Source organism: Kocuria turfanensis (genome assembly GCF_001580365.1).
Lineage (GTDB): Bacteria > Actinomycetota > Actinomycetes > Actinomycetales > Micrococcaceae > Kocuria > Kocuria turfanensis.
The window spans coordinates 2,798,610-2,813,953 of the sequence record NZ_CP014480.1 but is presented as its reverse complement, the minus strand read 5'-3'; the positions used below and the strand labels follow the sequence as shown (position 1 = coordinate 2,813,953).

At 75.8% G+C, this 15,344-nt stretch carries 15 protein-coding genes and 1 pseudogene; 5 read left to right on the top strand and 11 right to left on the bottom strand.

Annotated elements, in window-relative coordinates; genetic code table 11:
- The 4 genes from AYX06_RS20235 to AYX06_RS12915 form a co-directional block, all read right to left on the bottom strand.
- Positions 1-1,006: glycosyltransferase family 4 protein (locus tag AYX06_RS20235; protein WP_198161401.1), on the bottom strand; the 1,006-nt coding region annotated here is incomplete at its 3' end.
- A complete protein-coding gene (locus AYX06_RS12925; protein ID WP_062736119.1) occupies positions 1,003-1,419 on the bottom strand; it encodes a 6-pyruvoyl trahydropterin synthase family protein in 417 nt (138 codons plus the stop codon). The genes AYX06_RS20235 and AYX06_RS12925, both read right to left, overlap by 4 nt.
- A 28-nt stretch (positions 1,420-1,447) precedes the next feature.
- Positions 1,448-2,440 carry a zinc-dependent alcohol dehydrogenase gene (locus tag AYX06_RS12920; RefSeq protein ID WP_062736118.1) on the bottom strand — a complete coding sequence of 331 codons (993 nt, stop codon included), beginning with the start codon at positions 2,438-2,440 and terminating at the stop codon, positions 1,448-1,450.
- A 113-nt stretch (positions 2,441-2,553) separates the two neighbouring features.
- The gene (locus AYX06_RS12915; protein WP_062736117.1) at positions 2,554-2,991 is read right to left on the bottom strand and encodes a MarR family winged helix-turn-helix transcriptional regulator; all 438 of its coding nucleotides are present in this window, start codon (positions 2,989-2,991) and stop codon (positions 2,554-2,556) included.
- A gap of 74 nt (positions 2,992-3,065) precedes the next feature.
- On the opposite strand from AYX06_RS12915, the gene AYX06_RS12910 reads away from it, so the two are divergent.
- A complete protein-coding gene (locus AYX06_RS12910; protein ID WP_062736116.1) occupies positions 3,066-3,713 on the top strand; it encodes a maleylpyruvate isomerase family mycothiol-dependent enzyme in 648 nt (215 codons plus the stop codon).
- Positions 3,714-3,784: 71 nt separating this feature from the next.
- A pseudogene (locus tag AYX06_RS20960) lies at positions 3,785-4,270 on the top strand (alpha/beta fold hydrolase); the annotation flags it as partial.
- A 64-nt stretch (positions 4,271-4,334) separates the two neighbouring features.
- On the opposite strand, the gene fmdA reads toward AYX06_RS20960, so the two are convergent.
- The 5 genes from fmdA to AYX06_RS12880 all read right to left on the bottom strand — a co-directional run bounded on the left by fmdA (position 4,335) and on the right by AYX06_RS12880 (position 10,244).
- Positions 4,335-5,588 (bottom strand): formamidase, encoded by a 1,254-nt coding sequence (gene fmdA / locus AYX06_RS12900; RefSeq protein ID WP_062736114.1) that lies wholly within the window; start codon positions 5,586-5,588, stop codon positions 4,335-4,337.
- A gap of 42 nt (positions 5,589-5,630) precedes the next feature.
- Positions 5,631-5,915, bottom strand: coding sequence for an FmdB family zinc ribbon protein (locus AYX06_RS12895; protein WP_062736113.1), 285 nt, complete (start codon positions 5,913-5,915; stop codon positions 5,631-5,633).
- A 135-nt stretch (positions 5,916-6,050) separates the two neighbouring features.
- Positions 6,051-7,478: an FAD-binding oxidoreductase gene (locus AYX06_RS12890; protein ID WP_062737056.1), complete on the bottom strand. Its 1,428-nt coding sequence runs from the start codon at positions 7,476-7,478 to the stop codon at positions 6,051-6,053.
- 147 nt (positions 7,479-7,625) lie between these two features.
- Positions 7,626-9,443: a M23 family metallopeptidase gene (locus tag AYX06_RS12885; protein WP_186815651.1), complete on the bottom strand. Its 1,818-nt coding sequence runs from the start codon at positions 9,441-9,443 to the stop codon at positions 7,626-7,628.
- A gap of 276 nt (positions 9,444-9,719) precedes the next feature.
- Entirely contained in the window at positions 9,720-10,244 is a 525-nt protein-coding gene (locus AYX06_RS12880; protein WP_062736111.1) for a mycothiol transferase, read from the bottom strand.
- Positions 10,245-10,436: 192 nt separating this feature from the next.
- On the opposite strand from AYX06_RS12880, the gene AYX06_RS12875 reads away from it, so the two are divergent.
- Together AYX06_RS12875 and AYX06_RS12870 are read left to right on the top strand one after the other, a co-directional pair.
- Positions 10,437-11,033, top strand: coding sequence for a hypothetical protein (locus AYX06_RS12875; protein WP_062736110.1), 597 nt, complete (start codon positions 10,437-10,439; stop codon positions 11,031-11,033).
- On the top strand, positions 11,030-12,604 hold the full coding sequence (locus tag AYX06_RS12870) for an FAD-dependent monooxygenase (RefSeq protein ID WP_062736109.1): 1,575 nt from the start codon (positions 11,030-11,032) through the stop codon (positions 12,602-12,604). The genes AYX06_RS12875 and AYX06_RS12870 overlap by 4 nt, the downstream gene beginning before the upstream one ends.
- Here the strand turns inward: AYX06_RS12870 and AYX06_RS12865 are convergent.
- Complete coding sequence (locus AYX06_RS12865; RefSeq protein ID WP_062736108.1) at positions 12,567-14,084, bottom strand: MFS transporter; 1,518 nt, start codon at positions 14,082-14,084, stop codon at positions 12,567-12,569. The two genes, AYX06_RS12870 and AYX06_RS12865, sit on opposite strands and share 38 nt — an antisense overlap.
- A gap of 120 nt (positions 14,085-14,204) precedes the next feature.
- Between AYX06_RS12865 and AYX06_RS12860 the strand changes: the two genes are divergently transcribed.
- A complete protein-coding gene (locus AYX06_RS12860; RefSeq protein WP_062736107.1) occupies positions 14,205-14,750 on the top strand; it encodes a TetR/AcrR family transcriptional regulator in 546 nt (181 codons plus the stop codon).
- On the opposite strand, the gene AYX06_RS12855 is transcribed toward AYX06_RS12860, so the two are convergent.
- Positions 14,734-15,321: a uracil-DNA glycosylase gene (locus tag AYX06_RS12855; RefSeq protein WP_186815650.1), complete on the bottom strand. Its 588-nt coding sequence runs from the start codon at positions 15,319-15,321 to the stop codon at positions 14,734-14,736. The two genes, AYX06_RS12860 and AYX06_RS12855, sit on opposite strands and share 17 nt — an antisense overlap.
- Positions 15,322-15,344 lie beyond the last annotated feature (23 nt).

Below are 15,344 nucleotides of genomic sequence, written 5' to 3'. Positions count from 1 at the left end.
GGCGGGCCAGCGCCGCGGCCCGCCACTGCGCGCGCAGGGCGGGGTCGGTCAGCCAGGCGCGGAGGGCCTCGGTCCAGGCGGACGGGTCGTCGGGGGCGAGGGCGGCGCCCGGCCGGGGCGCGGTGGTGGGGGCCGGCCCGCCGTCGAGCGCCTCGACGGCGCCGGTGCCGGCCCCCACCACCGCGGGCACGCCGTGGCCGAGCGCCTCGGTGACGACCATGCCGTAGGTCTCGGCGCTCGAGGGCAGCAGCAGCAGGTCCGCGCCGGCCCACAGCCGCTCCAGCGCAGGGCCCTGCAGAGGGCCGCGGAGGCGCACGCGGGCCGGCTCCGGGAGGTCGCGCACGGCCGCCCGGAGCCGCCGCCCGTAGGCGGGACCGCCCGCGGGGCCGACGAGCTCGAGGGTCCAGGGGAGTCCGGTGAGGGGGGCGAGGGCCTGCAGCAGGAGGAGCTGGTTCTTGCGCGGGGTCAGGGACGCCACGCAGACCAGGTGCGGCACGGCCGACCCGGCCGACACCGGACCCCGGTGCGCCCCCGGTTCGGCCACCGCCACGTCCGTGGTGCCGTAGCGGCGGAACAGGTCGCGGGCCGCCCAGCTGCTCGTGGTGAGCACCCCGGTCGCGGCCGCCAGCGCGGTGGCCTCGGCGCGGGCGAGCCGCGCGGCCTCCGCCGGGTCCAGGCCGGTCTCGGCGGGCAGCGGCAGGTGCACGAGCAGGTGCACCGGCACGCCGCGGCGCACGGCGTCGCCGACGATCTCGGGGGCCGCGCACCCCACGAGGCCGTCGAGCACGACCGTCCGCCCGGGAGCGGGCTCGCCCAGTGCGGTGCGCAGCCGGGTCCGGGCGCCGGCGTCGGCGGCGGGCCAGGCCCCGGCCACCGGCACGAGCCGGGCCGGGCGGCCGTGGGCGCCCAGCGCCGCCACGAGCCGGCGGTCGTAGAGCGAGCCGCCGGTGGGCCGCCCGCCGTCGTCGGGCACCACCACCTCGACCACCGCGGAACCCGCGCTCACCGGGGGGAGGGCCCGCCGCGCTCGCTCAGCACGGGCAGTTCGAGGGTGTAGGAGGCCCAGGCGTCGGGGTTCTCCCGCAGGGTCACGGTCAGCCGTTCGAGCCCCGCGATCCCGGCCGCCCCGGCCGCGAGCCACTCGGCGATGTGCTGGGCGACGACCTCCATGGTGGACAGGCGGCCCGTGAAGTCCGGGTGCTCGTCGAGGTTGCGGTAGCGCAGCCCGTCGAGCACGCCCGAGAGCAGCTCGGAGGCCACGCCGATGTCCATGACCACGCCGTGCTCGTCGAGCACGGGCCGGGCCCAGGTGGTCTCCACGGCGAAGGTGGCCCCGTGCAGGGCCTGGGCCGGGCCGAAGAAGGGGTCCGGGAGGCTGTGGGCGATCATGATGTGGTCTCGGACGGTCAGGGTGAACACGGTGCTCCTCGGGTCGGGCGGTCGGTGGTCAGTCGTAGCGCACCACGTGGCACAGCGCCTCCGGGGCGTCCCCGGCGAGCCGCACCATCGTCGCCGGCAGCTCCTCGAAGGGCGAGCTCCCGGTGAGCAGGGCGTCGAAGCGGGGGTCGCGCAGGGCGTCCAGGGCGGCGGCGCGCCGGTCGGCGGTGGTGCGGCGGGCTCGGCGGGCGGGGGCGACGACCCCCACCTGGCTGGCGCGGATCTGCAGCCGGCGGGCGTGGAAGTCCGCGCCCAGGGGCACCGCGGGGTCCTCGTCGCCGTACCAGGACATCTCGATCAGCTCGCCCTCGTCACCGAGCAGCTCGAGCCCCCGGGCCAGTCCCGCGGCGGTGGAGGAGGCGTGCACGACGACGTCGCACTCCCCCGCCGCGTCCTCCGGGCGCACGTGCTCCACGCCGAGCGCGCGGGCGAGCCCGGCCCGGGACGGCTGCGGGTCCACGAGCTGGAGCCGGGCGAGGGGGAACCGGGCCAGCAGCGCCGCCGCGCAGGCCCCGATCATCCCCGCGCCGACCACCGCCACGCGGTCCCCGAAGCGCGGCGCCGCCTCCCACAGCGCGTTGACGGCGGTCTCCACCGGTCCGGCGAGCACCGCGCGGTCGGAGGGCACGCCCTCGGGCACGGGGGTCACGTCCGCGGCGGGGAGCACGTAGCGGTCCTGGTGGGGGTGCAGCGCGAACACGCGCCGGCCCACGAGCGGCTCCGGGCCCTGCTCCACGACGCCGACCGACAGGTACCCGTACTTCACCGGCCCGGGGAACGCCCCCTCCTGGAAGGGGGCCCGCATGCGCTCGTGCACGCGCGCCGGGACGAGGCCGCGGTGGACGAGCCGCTCCGTGCCGCGGCTGATCCCGGAGCGTAGCGCCCGCACCAGGACCTCGTCCGGGCCCGGGGCGGGCAGCGGCGCGGTGCGCAGCTCTCCCCGGCCGGGCTCCACGGTCCAGTAGGCGCGGCTGGTCCTGGGCTGCTGAGCGGCGTCGGTCATGCTCCCATTGTGGCGCGCCGGGGGCTCCGCGCCACCGAGTGACCACGGTCCGCCCGGATGACCACGGGATCCCGTGGTCACCCGCGCCGCCCGTGGTCACTCGGGACCCGTGGTCAGCCGGTGCCGGGATCCTCGTGCAGGTCGGCGAGCGCCCGGCGCAGCGCGGCATAGCGTCGCGCGCCCAGCCGGCGGCGCCACTGCGCCTCCACCTCGGCGACCACGGTCGCCGCGACGGCCTGGGCCGCCCGGCCGCGGGCGGCGATCGTCACGATCCGGGCCCGGGCGTCGGCCGGATCGGGGCGGCGCTCCACGTAGCCCTCCTGCTCGAGGGCCTGGACGAGCACGCTGGCGGTCTGCTTGGTCACGCGGGCCTGCTCGGCCAGCCGGGCCAGCCGGGAGCCCTGGGGGTCGATGCGCTGGAAGATGCGGGCCTGGGCGTAGGAGAGGTCCTCGAACCCGCCGGCGTGCAGGGCCTCCATCACCCGGATCTCCATGTCCCGGTACGGGTAGTACAGCAGCAGCCCCGTGTTCGTGCCGGTCTCCTCGTGCATGCCCACCCCTTGACAGCGCGGCGTCCAGCGCCGGAACATTTAGTCAGGAAAGCTGACCTTCGGGGGAGATTACCATGGACCGCGACGCCATCTGGGACGCCGTCCACCGCGAGCGCTCCGCACTGGCGGACCTGCTCGAGACGCTGAGCCCGCAGGAGTGGGACCACCCCACGCTGTGCCCGGGCTGGGCCGTGCGGGACGTCGCCGCCCACGTCATCTCCTCGGCGCAGTACGGTCCCGCCGATCTCGTGCGGGCGCTGTGGCGCGGGCGCGGCGACTTCGACCGGGCGATGTACCTGGACGCCCGGGACCGCGGCCGGCGGCCCGCCGCGGAGATCGTGGCCGACTACCGGCGGCTGGACGGGTCGAGGCGGCACCCACCGGGCACGAGCGTCCGGGAACCGCTGCTGGACGTGCTGGTCCACACCCAGGACATCGTCCTGCCCCTGGGGCGCCACCACGCCATGCCGCCCGAGGCGGCCCGGGCGGCCGCGGAGCGGGTGTGGTCGATGCCGTTCCCGTTCCGGGCGCGCCGGCGGCTGCACGGACTGGCGCTCGTGGCCACCGACGTCGCCTGGCGCGCGGGCGAGGGCCCGGAGGTCCGGGGGAGCATGGAGGCGCTCCTGCTGCTGCTGACCGGCCGCACCGCCGCCCTCGACCGGCTGGAGGGCCCGGGCCTGCCGCTCCTCGCCCCGGCTCCGGGAGCGGCGCGGGACTCTTGACACCCCGCCGCGGGGGCGAGGACGCTGGAACAGGCGGCGTCCCCCGTCGCCTCCCCCGTCCCGAGGTGACCATGGTCCAGCGCATCCTCTTCCTGCACGGGGCCGGTCCCCAGCCCGCCCCCGGCGGCAACCCGCTCCTCGAGGCGGTGCGCAAGCAGTGGCCCGAGGCCGACGTCGTCGCCCCCGACCTGCCCCGCCCCGAGGACCCCGACCCCGAGCTGTGGCAGGAGGCGATCGGGCGGGCCGTGCGGGCGATCCCGGACGAGCCCTGGGCGATCGTGGGCCACTCACTCGGCGGGTCGGAGGTCCTGCGCTTCCTCTGCCACCGCGTCCCCACGCTGCTGCAGCGGGTCGTGACCGTGGCCGCCCCGTTCTGGGACGCGGAGGACCCCGACTGGAACGCCCCCGGCTTCCCGCTGCCGCCCACGGTGGGCCGCCGGCTCGCGGACCTGGAGATCGTGGTGGTCCACGCCGAGGACGACGACGTGGTCCCGCCCGTCCACGCGCGCCGCCTCGCCGAGCACCTGCCCTCGGCGAGGCTCGTCCTGCTCCCCGCCGGAGGGCACCTGCCCACGTCCTGGACGGAGCAGGACCTCCTGCCCTGGCGGGCGCCCGCGCGGGTCAGGCCGCCGCGTGGGGCGCGCCCATGCCGCGGTCCACCTGGTGGGGTCCCGCCGCCGAGGGCCGGACGTCGAAGTCGAAGATCGCGGTGGGGATGTACACGGTCGCGCACGAGTTGGGGATGTCCACCACCCCGGAGAAGCGGCCCTCGATCGGCGCGGCGCCGAGCAGCAGGTACGCCTGCTCCGGGGAGTACCCGAACTTCGTGAGGTAGTCGATCGCGTGCAGGCAGGCCCGCTGGTAGGACAGCTGCGCGTCGAGGTAGCGCTGCTCACCGTCGAGGGTGACCGAGGTGCCGGAGAAGGAGATCCACTCGCTGTACTGCGGGTCCGTGATGCCCGGCAGGAAGATCGCGTTCTCCGAGACCCCGTAGGTCTCCATCCCGCCCTTGATGACGTCCACGTGGAAGTCGATGAACCCGCCCATCTCGATGGCGCCGCAGAAGGTGATCTCGCCGTCGCCCTGGGAGAAGTGCAGGTCCCCCACCGAGAAGTTCGCGCCGTCCACGAACACGGGGTAGAACACGCGGGTGCCCTTGGTGAGGTTCTTGATGTCCTGGTTGCCGCCGTTCTCCCGCGGCGGGGCGGTGCGGGCGGCCTCTCCGGCCACCCGGTCCACGTCGGAGTCCGGCACCCCGCCCAGCAGCGCGTCCTGCGGCTCCGGGGGCAGCGCGAGGGGCGGGACCCGGTCCGGGTCGGTCGCGATGAGCGCGCCCTCGCGCTCGTTCCACCGTGCCAGCAGCTGCGCGGAGGGCGCGGTCCCCATCAGGCCCGGGTGGACGATGCCCGTGAAGGACACCTCCGGGACGTGCCGGGAGGTGGCCGTCTGACCGCGGAAGTCCCAGATCGCCTTGTAGGCGTCCGGGAACCGGTCGGTGAGGAAGCCGCCGCCGTTGGTGCGGGCGAAGATCCCGGTGTAGCCCCAGCCCTGTCCGGCCAGCGGCCCGGAGTCCTCCTGCGGGATCGGCCCGACGTCGAGGATGTCGACGACGAGCAGGTCGCCCGGCCTGGCCCCCTCCACCGCGAACGGGCCGGAGAGCTTGTGCACGGTCCGCAGCGGAGCGTTGAGGATGTCGTCCGCGGAGTCGTCGTTGACGATCGCGCCGTCGAACCACTCCCGGCAGTGCACCCGGAAGGTGTCCCCGGGCCGCACGGTCGCCACCGGAGGGATCTCGGGGTGCCAGCGGTTGTGCCCGACGAGCTGCTGGTCCTCGAAGGGCCGTGAGGAGTCGAGGGGAAAGATGAGTTCCGGCATGACGTGCCTCCTGGTGTGCGTGGCGGACGGTGCGGTGCCCCCTCAGGGGCGGGGAAGTCTGCGGTGCAGGGGGTTCGTGCTGTGCCGGGCGGGCCGCCGGGGCCCGGACGGCAGGGCGGCGACGACGTCCGGCTCGCTCGCGGTGGCCTCGGTGCGCTCGATCAGCCGTGCCTCGGGGGATCCGGCCCGGGAGAGCCCGGGCGCGCCCAGCAGCCGGCGCGCCGCGGTCCCGCACTCGGGACAGGACGCTTCGCGCCCGGCCGTGCCCATGCCCAGCAGGAGTTCGAACACCCCGCACGCGGGGCAGCGGTACTCGTAGAGCGGCATGCGCGTCACCTCTCGGCGCGGGGACCGGATGCCCCCGACCGTAGTGCCCGGCCGGGTCGCACGGAAGGGTGCGGAGCGAGTTGCCGCGGAAGATGACGCGGCCGCGCCCGGGCCCGCCGGCGACTCAGCGGGAGCTCAGCGGCGGCTCGGCGCGACGTTGAGGTTGAGCCGGAAGAGGTTGCCCGGGTCGTATCGGTCCTTGAGCCGGACCAGCCGCTGCAGCTTCTCCCGCCCGTACACCTGGTGCACGGCCCGGTCCGTGTTCCCCGCCGACGCGGAGTCGGGACCGAGGAGGTTGAGGTACTGGCCGTGCTCGGCGAACGGCTGCAGCTCCGCGTGGACCGTCCGGGTGAACGCGGTGAGACGCTCGTCCTCCGCGGGGTCCTGGCGGACGCCGTGGGACGTCAACCAGTACGGCGCGGAGCGGTTGGGGAAGGCGGTGGCCTCCTCGGCGACCCGCCCGAACGCGCCCCCGAGGCGGTGGAGGTCGATGCCGGCGCCCCGGTCGGTGATCCCGGACGCCAGGCGCACGACGACGTCGACGACCTCGTCGTCCAGCCGGCCGAGGGGCAGGTTCTGCCAGCGCCCGCGCGAGCCCCTCGGGAAGGCCCCGTCCCGGGCGCTCTGCCAGTCGAGCCACGGCACCGCCGCCACGTCCTCCGCGTCCGGCGGGGCGTCCGCCCGCAGCTCGTCGACCAGGGCCCGGCCGGCGACGTGGTCCTCCGCGACCCAGCAGAACTGCACCGCCATCGACGGCTCGTCGCCGGCCGCGGCCCCCGGAGGCCCGAACCCGAAGGTGACGATCGGGTTGAGCTCGTCGGGCAGGTCGTGCGCCCACCGGGCGAAGGCACGCAGGGCGCCCGTCCAGCGCTGCCGGCGGTAGCGGAGGCTGCCCGCGAGCACGAGGGCCGGCATCCTGCGGGCGCCGAAGGTGAAGGAGGACACCACCCCGAAGTTGCCCCCTCCCCCGCGCAGCCCCCAGAACAGCTCGGGGTTCTCCTCCTCGCTGGCGTGCAGGTGGTCCCCCGTGGCGGTCACGACGTCCGCGGAGTCGAGGTTGTCGAGGGTCAGCCCGTTGCTGCGGGTCAGCCAGCCCATGCCCCCGCCGAGGGCGAGGCCCGCGACCCCCGCCGTGCTGACCGCCCCCAGCGGGACCGCGAGTCCGTGGGCCGTGGTCGCCCGGTCCAGGCCGCCGATGGTGGTGCCCGGTTCCACGCTGACGAGCTGGTTCGCCGGGTCGACGACGATCTGCCGCAGCCGCCCGAGGTCCAGCAGCAGGCAGTCCTCGAGGGCGCCGGAGCCGGCCACCCCGTGTCCCCCGCCGCGGACGGCCAGCGGCAGGCGTATGCGCTGCGCGGCGGCCACGGCGAGATCGATGTCCCGCACCGAGCCGGCCCGCACGACCGCTCGGGGGCGGACGTCCAGCAGGCTGTTCCAGAACCGCCGGGCGCGGTCGTAATCGGGGTCCCCCGGTGCGACCATCCGCCCCGTCAGCCGGTCCGCCAGCTCCTGGAGCGCCCGGGCCGTCGTGTCCTCCGGGACCCTCCGGTGCGTGGTGCTCATCGTCATCACCCCCGCGCGGAATTCCGAACACCGGCGGCAGAATTCTAGTGCGCCCCGGCGCCGTCCGGGCCGGGGGCCGCGTCACTCCTGGATAACTCCGGGCCGCCCCCGGGAACGCACCCGGGAGCCGCCTCCGGATCAGGGGGATCAGGGAACGGGGACCTCGGCGACGGGGCCGTCCACCGCAGCAGCCGGATCGGCTGCGTCGACCGGCGCACCGTTCCCGCCCTCCGCAGGCGGCGCGCCGGCCTCCCCGGCCGGTGCCTGCGCCGTCCGGGCGGCGGGACGTCGCGGCTCGGAGTCCTCCTTGTTGATCAGGCCGTCCCCGTCCATGTCCGGGTCGGCCTCGTTGCGCAGGCCGTCACCGTCCAGGTCGGGGTCGACGTCGTTGAGGAACTCATCGCCGTCGATGTTGTCGTCGACGTCGTTCGGGTTCGTGTCCCCGTCGATGTCGTCCTCGTCGACGTCGAGCGTCCCGTCCCCGTCGGTGTCCCGCACCGCGTCCGCCACGAGAGGCGCCACACCCGGTTCCCGAGCCGGCCCCTCCATCGGCCCCTTGCCGGGATCGGCGGCCTGCTCCGCCGCTTCCCGCTCCGCTGCCTCGCGCTCGGCAGCAGCCTGGTCCGCCGCAGCCTGATCTGCCGCCAGCTTCTCGGCAGCGGCTCGCTCGGCAGCCGCTCTCTCGGCGGCAGCGAGCTCAGCGGCAGCACGCTCAGCGGCAGCACGCTCAGCGGCAGCACGCTCAGCGGCAGCACGCTCAGCAACTGCCTTCTCGGCAGCCGCGAGCTCAGCAGCAGCGAGCTCAGCAGCCATCCTCTCGGCGGCAGCACGCTCGGCGGCAGCACGCTCGGCAACCGCCCTCTCCGCAGCGGCTCGTTCCGCCGCCAGGCGCGCGGCATCCTTCCCCGGATCGGCTTGTCGATCGTCGGTACGGTCCTCCGCCTTGCGTCCCGCCGCCTTCCGTTCCGCGGCGGCCCTCTCCTCAGCGGCTTTCAGCTCCCCGGCCTTCCTGTCGGCGGCAGCCTTCTTCTCGGCAGCCTTCTTCTCGGCAGCTTGCTCGTCGGCCTTCCTGTCGGTCGCAGCCTTCTTCCCGGCGGCAGCCTTCTCGGCTGCCGCTTTCCGCTCCGCGGCGATCCGCTCGTCGTCGGCGGTCTCCGGGACGGGGACCTCCAGGGAGTACTTGCTGCGGGAGGCGGGGATCACGCGCATGCCGTCGACCCAGTCGAAGGACTGCGGGTCCACGGCCTGGCCGTCCACCCAGGTCTCGAAGTGCAGGTGCGGGCCGGTGACGCGGATGCCCGTGGCCCCGACCGCGCCCAGCTGCTCGGAGGCGGCCAGCCGGTCCCCGACCTGCACCCGGACGTCCTCGAGGTGGTTGTAGGTGGTCTTCAGCCCGTCCGCGTGGGTGACCTCCACGCGGTTGCCGCCCCACACGTCCCAGAACACGGCCGTCACCTCTCCGTCCAGGGCCGCCACGACCGGCAGACCCGCCGGGGCGGAGACGTCGGTGCCGTTGTGGAACTCCCGCCCGCCGCGGTCGGGGGCGATCCGCCAGCCGAACTGCCCGCCGGGCAGCACCACACCCGGGGACGTGGGTGCGATGAGCGTGTTGACGGGCAGCTCCCCCTGGTAGAGCCGCGGCGGCTGGCGTCCCGGGCGCACGGTGGAGGCCCCGTGGCGACCGCCCTCGCCGCGGCCCGCGCCTTCCCGCCAGGACCCCTCCCCGGCACCGCCGTCCCGGACCGGGGAGACCGAGCGGGTCTCCCGCAGCGGCCCGGCCGGACGCGGCTGCTCCGGTCCGGCGGCCATCAGGCTCCACCGGCTCTCCGTGCGCTCCACCCGTTCCGCCGAGTCCGAGGGCGTGCCGAAGGCCGAGCCGCGCTGCGGCCCGGCGTCGGGGGCGATGCCGGAGCTGACCGCCACGCTGACGGCGACCAGTGCCGAGAACGCGGTCAGGGCGGTCACCGGAGAGGAGGCGCGCCGGCGCAGGCCGGCGGTGGACGGAGGGCGAGAGGAGTCGCGGGGCATGGCAGTGTTTCCCCCAGGGAGTCGCCGACGGCGACGGCAGGAACGGAGCGGCGGGACGAGGTGCTGGGACCCAGCGTGCTCAGCTTAAGCGAACGGACGGTGACCACCGAGGAAAGCGTCGTCCCCACATCGGCGCCTTGTCACACGACGTCTCGATGCAGACGCAACCACCTGGGGTCGTCGGCGCCGGGCCGGACGGGCTCCCGGGAGCCGTCAGTACGGCCCCGACCACCCGCCGTCGACCAGGCCCCGGACGTAGGCGGCCTGGCCGAGGTGCTGGGCGGCGTCGTCGACCGTGCTGACGAGGCGCACCCCCCGGGTGACGGGCGGGTCCCAGGACCGGTCCACGACCTCGTCGAGCTGCGCGTCCGTGAGCCCTCGCACGTAGTCCACGGTGCGCTCGACGACCGCGTCGAGATAGTCCTGGAGCAGCTCCGCGGACGTCACCCGGACCCGCGCCACGTCCTCCGGCCGGTGGCCGAAGCCCATCGAGGAGTCGGGCAGGTCGAGGCCGAACCGCTCGTTCCAGCCCTGGCCCGACCACACCTCCTCGGTGCCGGCCAGACGGGCCACCTGCGCGTCCTGCTGCCGGGCCGCGTGCCACACCAGCCACGCCACGGAGTTGGAGGTCCCACCGGGCATGGTGTGCAGCACTCCGAGCTGGACGCCCTCGAGCACCTGCCGCGCCACCTGGGTCGGGCGGCGGGCGGCGTCCTCGAACAGCTCCTGCGGTGTCATCGCGATCGCTCCTTCCGGCCCGGGCCGGGACGGGCCCTGTGCGCCGAGCCTACGTCCGCGGCGGCCGCGTCACGCCCGGGAGCCCCGGCGCCCGGCGCAACAAAGCGGTGACTTCCCAGGTCGGGGCACGGGCCGGAGTCCACGGTCCTACCCTGGAGGCCGGACGTCCCCGAGCTGGAGGCGGATCATCCGATGACAGCACCACGCACAGCGCAGACGATCACCCGCCCGTTCCTGGAGACCGGACCGGCGGTCCGGGCCGTGGTGGGGTCCGTGTCCTCCACGGCCGCTCTGCTCGCGGAGCGGCGCCTGCACCAGCCGACCGGCCGCCGGGGAGTGCGCCTGCGCTTCGCCGACGGGACGGGCTCCCGGGTCTACCGCGAGACCACGGTGGACGGCGAGGACCCGCGTGAGCCCGCGGTGCTCGTCGTCGTCTTCCGGCTGCGCGCGGTGCGGGGCAGAGGACACACCCTGTTCCGGTGGGAGAGCGAGCTCAACACCCCGCTGTTCGCGGGCTTCCCGGGGTTCGTCTCCAAGCTGTGGCTGGCCCACGACGACCGGGACCGCTACCGCGGCGTCTACGAGTGGGACGGCCCGGAGCGGGCCCGCGACTACGTGCGGGCCCTGGGGTGGGTGCTCTCCCTGGTCAGCGAGCCGGCGTCGGTGCAGGCGGTGGTCTTCGCCGGACTGCACCGCGACGAGGTGCTCCAGGAGCCGGACCTGCTGGCGGACCACGGCGCCCCGGCGTGGGGCGTGCTCACCGCGGTGGACCCGCCCCCGGTGACATGACCCCGGGCGCCGGGGCGGAGGCCCCCACCGACGTGCTCGTGGTCGGGGCGGGCACGAGCGGCCTGGCCCTGGCCCTGCAGGCGCACGACTGCGGGGCACGGGTGCGGGTGGTCGAGCGCCGGACCGAGGAGTTCCGCCCGTCCCGGGCCCTGATCCTGCACCCGCGGGCCCTCGAGGGGCTGCGCCCGCTCGGGGTCGTCGACGAGCTGCTCGCCCGCGCCGACACCGCCCCGGTGGTGGATCTGCACCTGGGCCCGCGGGTGGTCACGGCCCGGCTCGACGACGTCACGCTGCCGGGCACCGCGTTCCCGCACCCCGTGCTGGCCCGCCAGGCCGAGGTGGAGGCCGTGCTGCGGGCGGCCCTGGACCGGCGGGGCGTGACCGTGGAGCGGGGCACCGAGTTCGTGGGCCGCAGCGGGGAGCGGGCCGTGCTGCACCGCGACGGGGCGCTCGAGGAGGCGTCCTTCCGCTGGCTGGCCGGGTGCGACGGACCGGGCAGCACCGTGCGCACCGCCGCCGGGGTGGCCTGGCGCGGCCGGCCGTACCGGCAGGAGATCCTGCTGGCCGACCTCGAGCTGGAGGGCCTGCTCGAGGGGCGGGCCCACGTGGTGGCCGCGGCGGGAGGACTGGTGTTCCTCTTCGCGATCGGCGAGCGGGCGCCGTGGCGGCTGCTGGCGACCACCCGGTCCTCGCCCTCCGGGGCGCCGTTCGGGCAGCCGGGCCCGCCCGTCCCGGAGGAGGAGCTGCAGGCCGTGCTCGACGCCTCGGGGCTGCCCGTCCGCATGCTCCGCACGGCCTGGTCCTCCCGGGTCCGGCTCCAGCACCGCCTCGCCGGGCGCTTCCGGCAGGGCGACGTGTTCCTGGTGGGGGACGCCGCGCACGCCCACTCCCCCGCCGGCGGGCAGGGCATGAACACCGGCATCCTCGACGCGCTCAACCTCGGCTGGAAGCTGGCCTGCGCCGCGAGCCCGGTTCCCGGGGGTCCGGCGCAGGAGGTGCTGCTGGACACCTACGAGCAGGAGCGCCGCCCCGCGGACCGGCAGGTGCTGGCCCTGACGCACGCCCTGTTCTGGGGTGAGGCGGGCACCGGCCCTCTGTCCCGCACCCTGCGCGGCCGTGTCGCCCCGCTGGCCGCCCCGGCCGCGCCGGCGCTGCTGGGCTGGTCCCGGCTGACGGCGGCGGGGATGGGCGTGCTCGCCCAGTTCCACGTTCGGTACCGGCGCAGTCCGCTCTCCGTGACGTCGGGGCGGGTGCACGGCACGCCGCGGCCCGGCGACCGCCTGCCGGACGCGCTGGTGCGCTGCGGCGGCCGGGCCGTGCGGCTGCACGGACTCACGGCCGTGCCGGGCTTCCACGTCCTGCTGGAGCGCTCGGCCCCGGAGCTGGACGCCGCGGCCCTCGGCGCGGGGCCGGGCACGCCGGGGCCGCGGGTGCACGTCCACCGGCTCGAGGACCGCCCGGGCGAGGGCGGGACGGTGGTGCGCCCCGACGGGCACGTGGGGCTGCGGGCCGGCCGGATCGACGCGGAGCTGCTCAGCGCCTGGCTGGCCGCAGCACGCGGGCGACCGTGAGCCCCGCCAGGGCGACCAGCACGGTCATGACGACTGCCGTCCAGTGCATGCCCGCGGTGAACGCGCCGAAGGCGGCCTCCCGCACGGCCGGGCCCAGCGCCCCGGCGCCCTCGGCGACCTCGACGGCACCGCCGAGGGTCTCGTGCGCGGCGGCGGACGGGCCGGCGCCCAGGGCCGCCGGCAGGTCGAGGTGGCTCTGGTAGAAGGCGGTCAGCAGGCCGCCGAGCACCGCCGTGCCCAGCACCGCGCCGACCTCGTAGCCGGTCTCGGAGATCGCCGAGGCCGCGCCGGCCTTGTGCGGCGGGGCGGCCGTGAGCACGAGGTCGTTGGACAGCGTCTCGGCGAAGCCGATCCCGGTGCCGACCAGGCAGAAGGCGGCCAGGGCCACCAGGGGCCCCGCCGGGGCGGACAGGTCCGCCAGGACGACCACGAGGAAGCCGGCCGCGGACACCAGCATGCCCGCGGTGATCACGGTGCGCGCCGGGAAGCGGCGCACCGCCCGCACGGCCAGGAAGCCGGCGAGGACGGTCAGGGCCAGGCCGGGCACCATGGTCAGGCCCGCGGCCATCGGGTCCAGGCCGACCACGAGCTGCAGGTACTGGGTGAGCATGAACAGGAACCCGTAGAGACCCACGTTGCCCAGCACGTTGACGGTCACCCCGCCCGTGAACTCCCGGGACCGGAACAGTCCGAGGTCCAGCACCGGGTGCTCCAGGGTCGCCTGGCGGCGGACGAAGAGCAGGCCCGCGAGCACGCCGAAGGCCGCACTGAGCAGACCGTGGAAGAGCTCGCCGGAGGCGGTCGCCGCCTTGATGCCGTAGACCACCGGGGTCAGCGCCAGCATGGCGAGCAGCACGGACGGCACGTCCACCGGCCCCGGGCGGGGATCACGGGACTCCGGGACCAGCAGCGGCCCCAGCACCAGCAGCGGGACCAGCACCGGCACGGACATCAGGAACACCGACCCCCACCAGAAGTGGTTGAGCAGGAAGCCGCCCACGATCGGGCCCAGCGCGGCGCCCCCGCTGAACCCGCCGGCCCACACCGCGATGGCGATCCGCCGCTGGGCGGGGTTCAGGAAGATGTTGCGCAGCAGCGACAGGGTGGCGGGCATGAGCATGGCGCCGAAGAAGCCCATGGCGGCCCGCCCCGCGACGAGCGCCTCCGCGGTGGGCGCGAAGGCCGAGGCCGCGGAGACGGCGGCGAACCCGGTCCCGCCGATCAGCAGCAGCCGGCGCCGCCCGATCCGGTCCCCCAGCGTGCCCATGGGCACGAGCAGACCCGCCAGGACGAGCGGATAGACGTCCACGATCCACAGCAGCTGCTCGCCGGTGGGACGCAGGGCCTGCGAGATGGTGGGCAGGGCGAAGCTCAGCGCGGTGTTGTCCACCGACACGAGCAGGACAGGCATCATCAGGACCGCGAGCGCGGCCCATTCGCGCGCGCCGGCCGTGGGGCGGGGCGTCAGCAGAGTGGTCATGGTTCACCTCCGGGGATCGGATCGGGTCGCACAGCTGGATAACTGTACCGTCTAGACGGTACAGTTACCGGCGGGCTGGCACAATGGGCGGCACATCCGATCCAGGGAGGTCTTCCTCACATGCCGCGCCCACCTGCGGCCCGGGACAAGCTCCTGGCCGCCTTCGAGCAGCTCGTCCTCGCCGAGGGCGAGCGCGCCGCCACCCTCGACGCCGTGGCCGGCGCCGCGGGCGTGTCCAAGGGCGGGCTGCTCTACCACTTCCCGCACCGACGGGCCCTCGTGGACGCCACGCTGCAGCGGCTGGAGGAGCTCCTGCAGCTGGACCTCGAGGCGATGGCCGCGGCCCCGGAGGGGGCCGCGCGGTACTTCCTCGTCACGTCGCTGTTCGAGGACAGTCAGCTCGACCGGGCCCTCATCGTGGCCTCCCGGCTGGCCCAGTCGGGGGACGAGAACGCGCGGGCGAGCCTGCAGCGGCTCGGGGAGGCGTGGTACGCGCTGATCCTCGCCGACGTGGGGGACCCCGTGGTCGCCACCGCCGTGCAGCAGATGGGCGACGGGCTCTACCACAACGCGTCGATCGGGCTGCTCCCGGACGGCAGCGCGCAGCGGCACACGATCCTGGAGAACCTCCTGGCCGTGGTGGACCGGCTCAGCCCGCGCTCCTGACGCCTTCGGCGCGGGCGGCGCCGGCGGCCGTGCGCAGCGCCACCAGGATCCGCCGCCGCGTCTCGGCCCGGCGGTGCCCGTTGCGCGGGGACGGGTGCGGGACGCCCAGCACCGGCAGCAGCCGCTGCGGTTCCGCCACGGTGAGCAGCCGCATCATCCCGGTCAGCGCCGGGGCGCCGAACGTCACGACGACGCGCAGCTCGGGCAGGGCCGCGAGCAGCTCCCGGAGGGCGGGTTCGGCCTCCGCGAGGTCGTCGGCCCGCGGCGGCCGGTGCCGGCCCGCCGCGTCGTACAGCGCCCAGGGCACCACGTTCCAGCGCAGGTAGTCACCGCGCGCCAGCCCGGACTCCTCGCGCAGGGCCTTGAACAGCCGGGCGGTGGGGCCGGGGTTGTCCTCCGAGCTGAAGCCCAGGTCCCCGGCCGCCACGGTGGCCGGGCCGGGCGCCTCCATGAGCGCAAGCACCCGGGTGCCGGTGCCGCCGCCGTCGGGGTCGACCCACGGCACGAACCGGCCGCCTGCCCGCCAGCCCCGGACCAGCGCGTTGAGCGGGGCCACGTGGGGCTCGTCCACGCGGGCGCGCCGGTCCTCCCCCG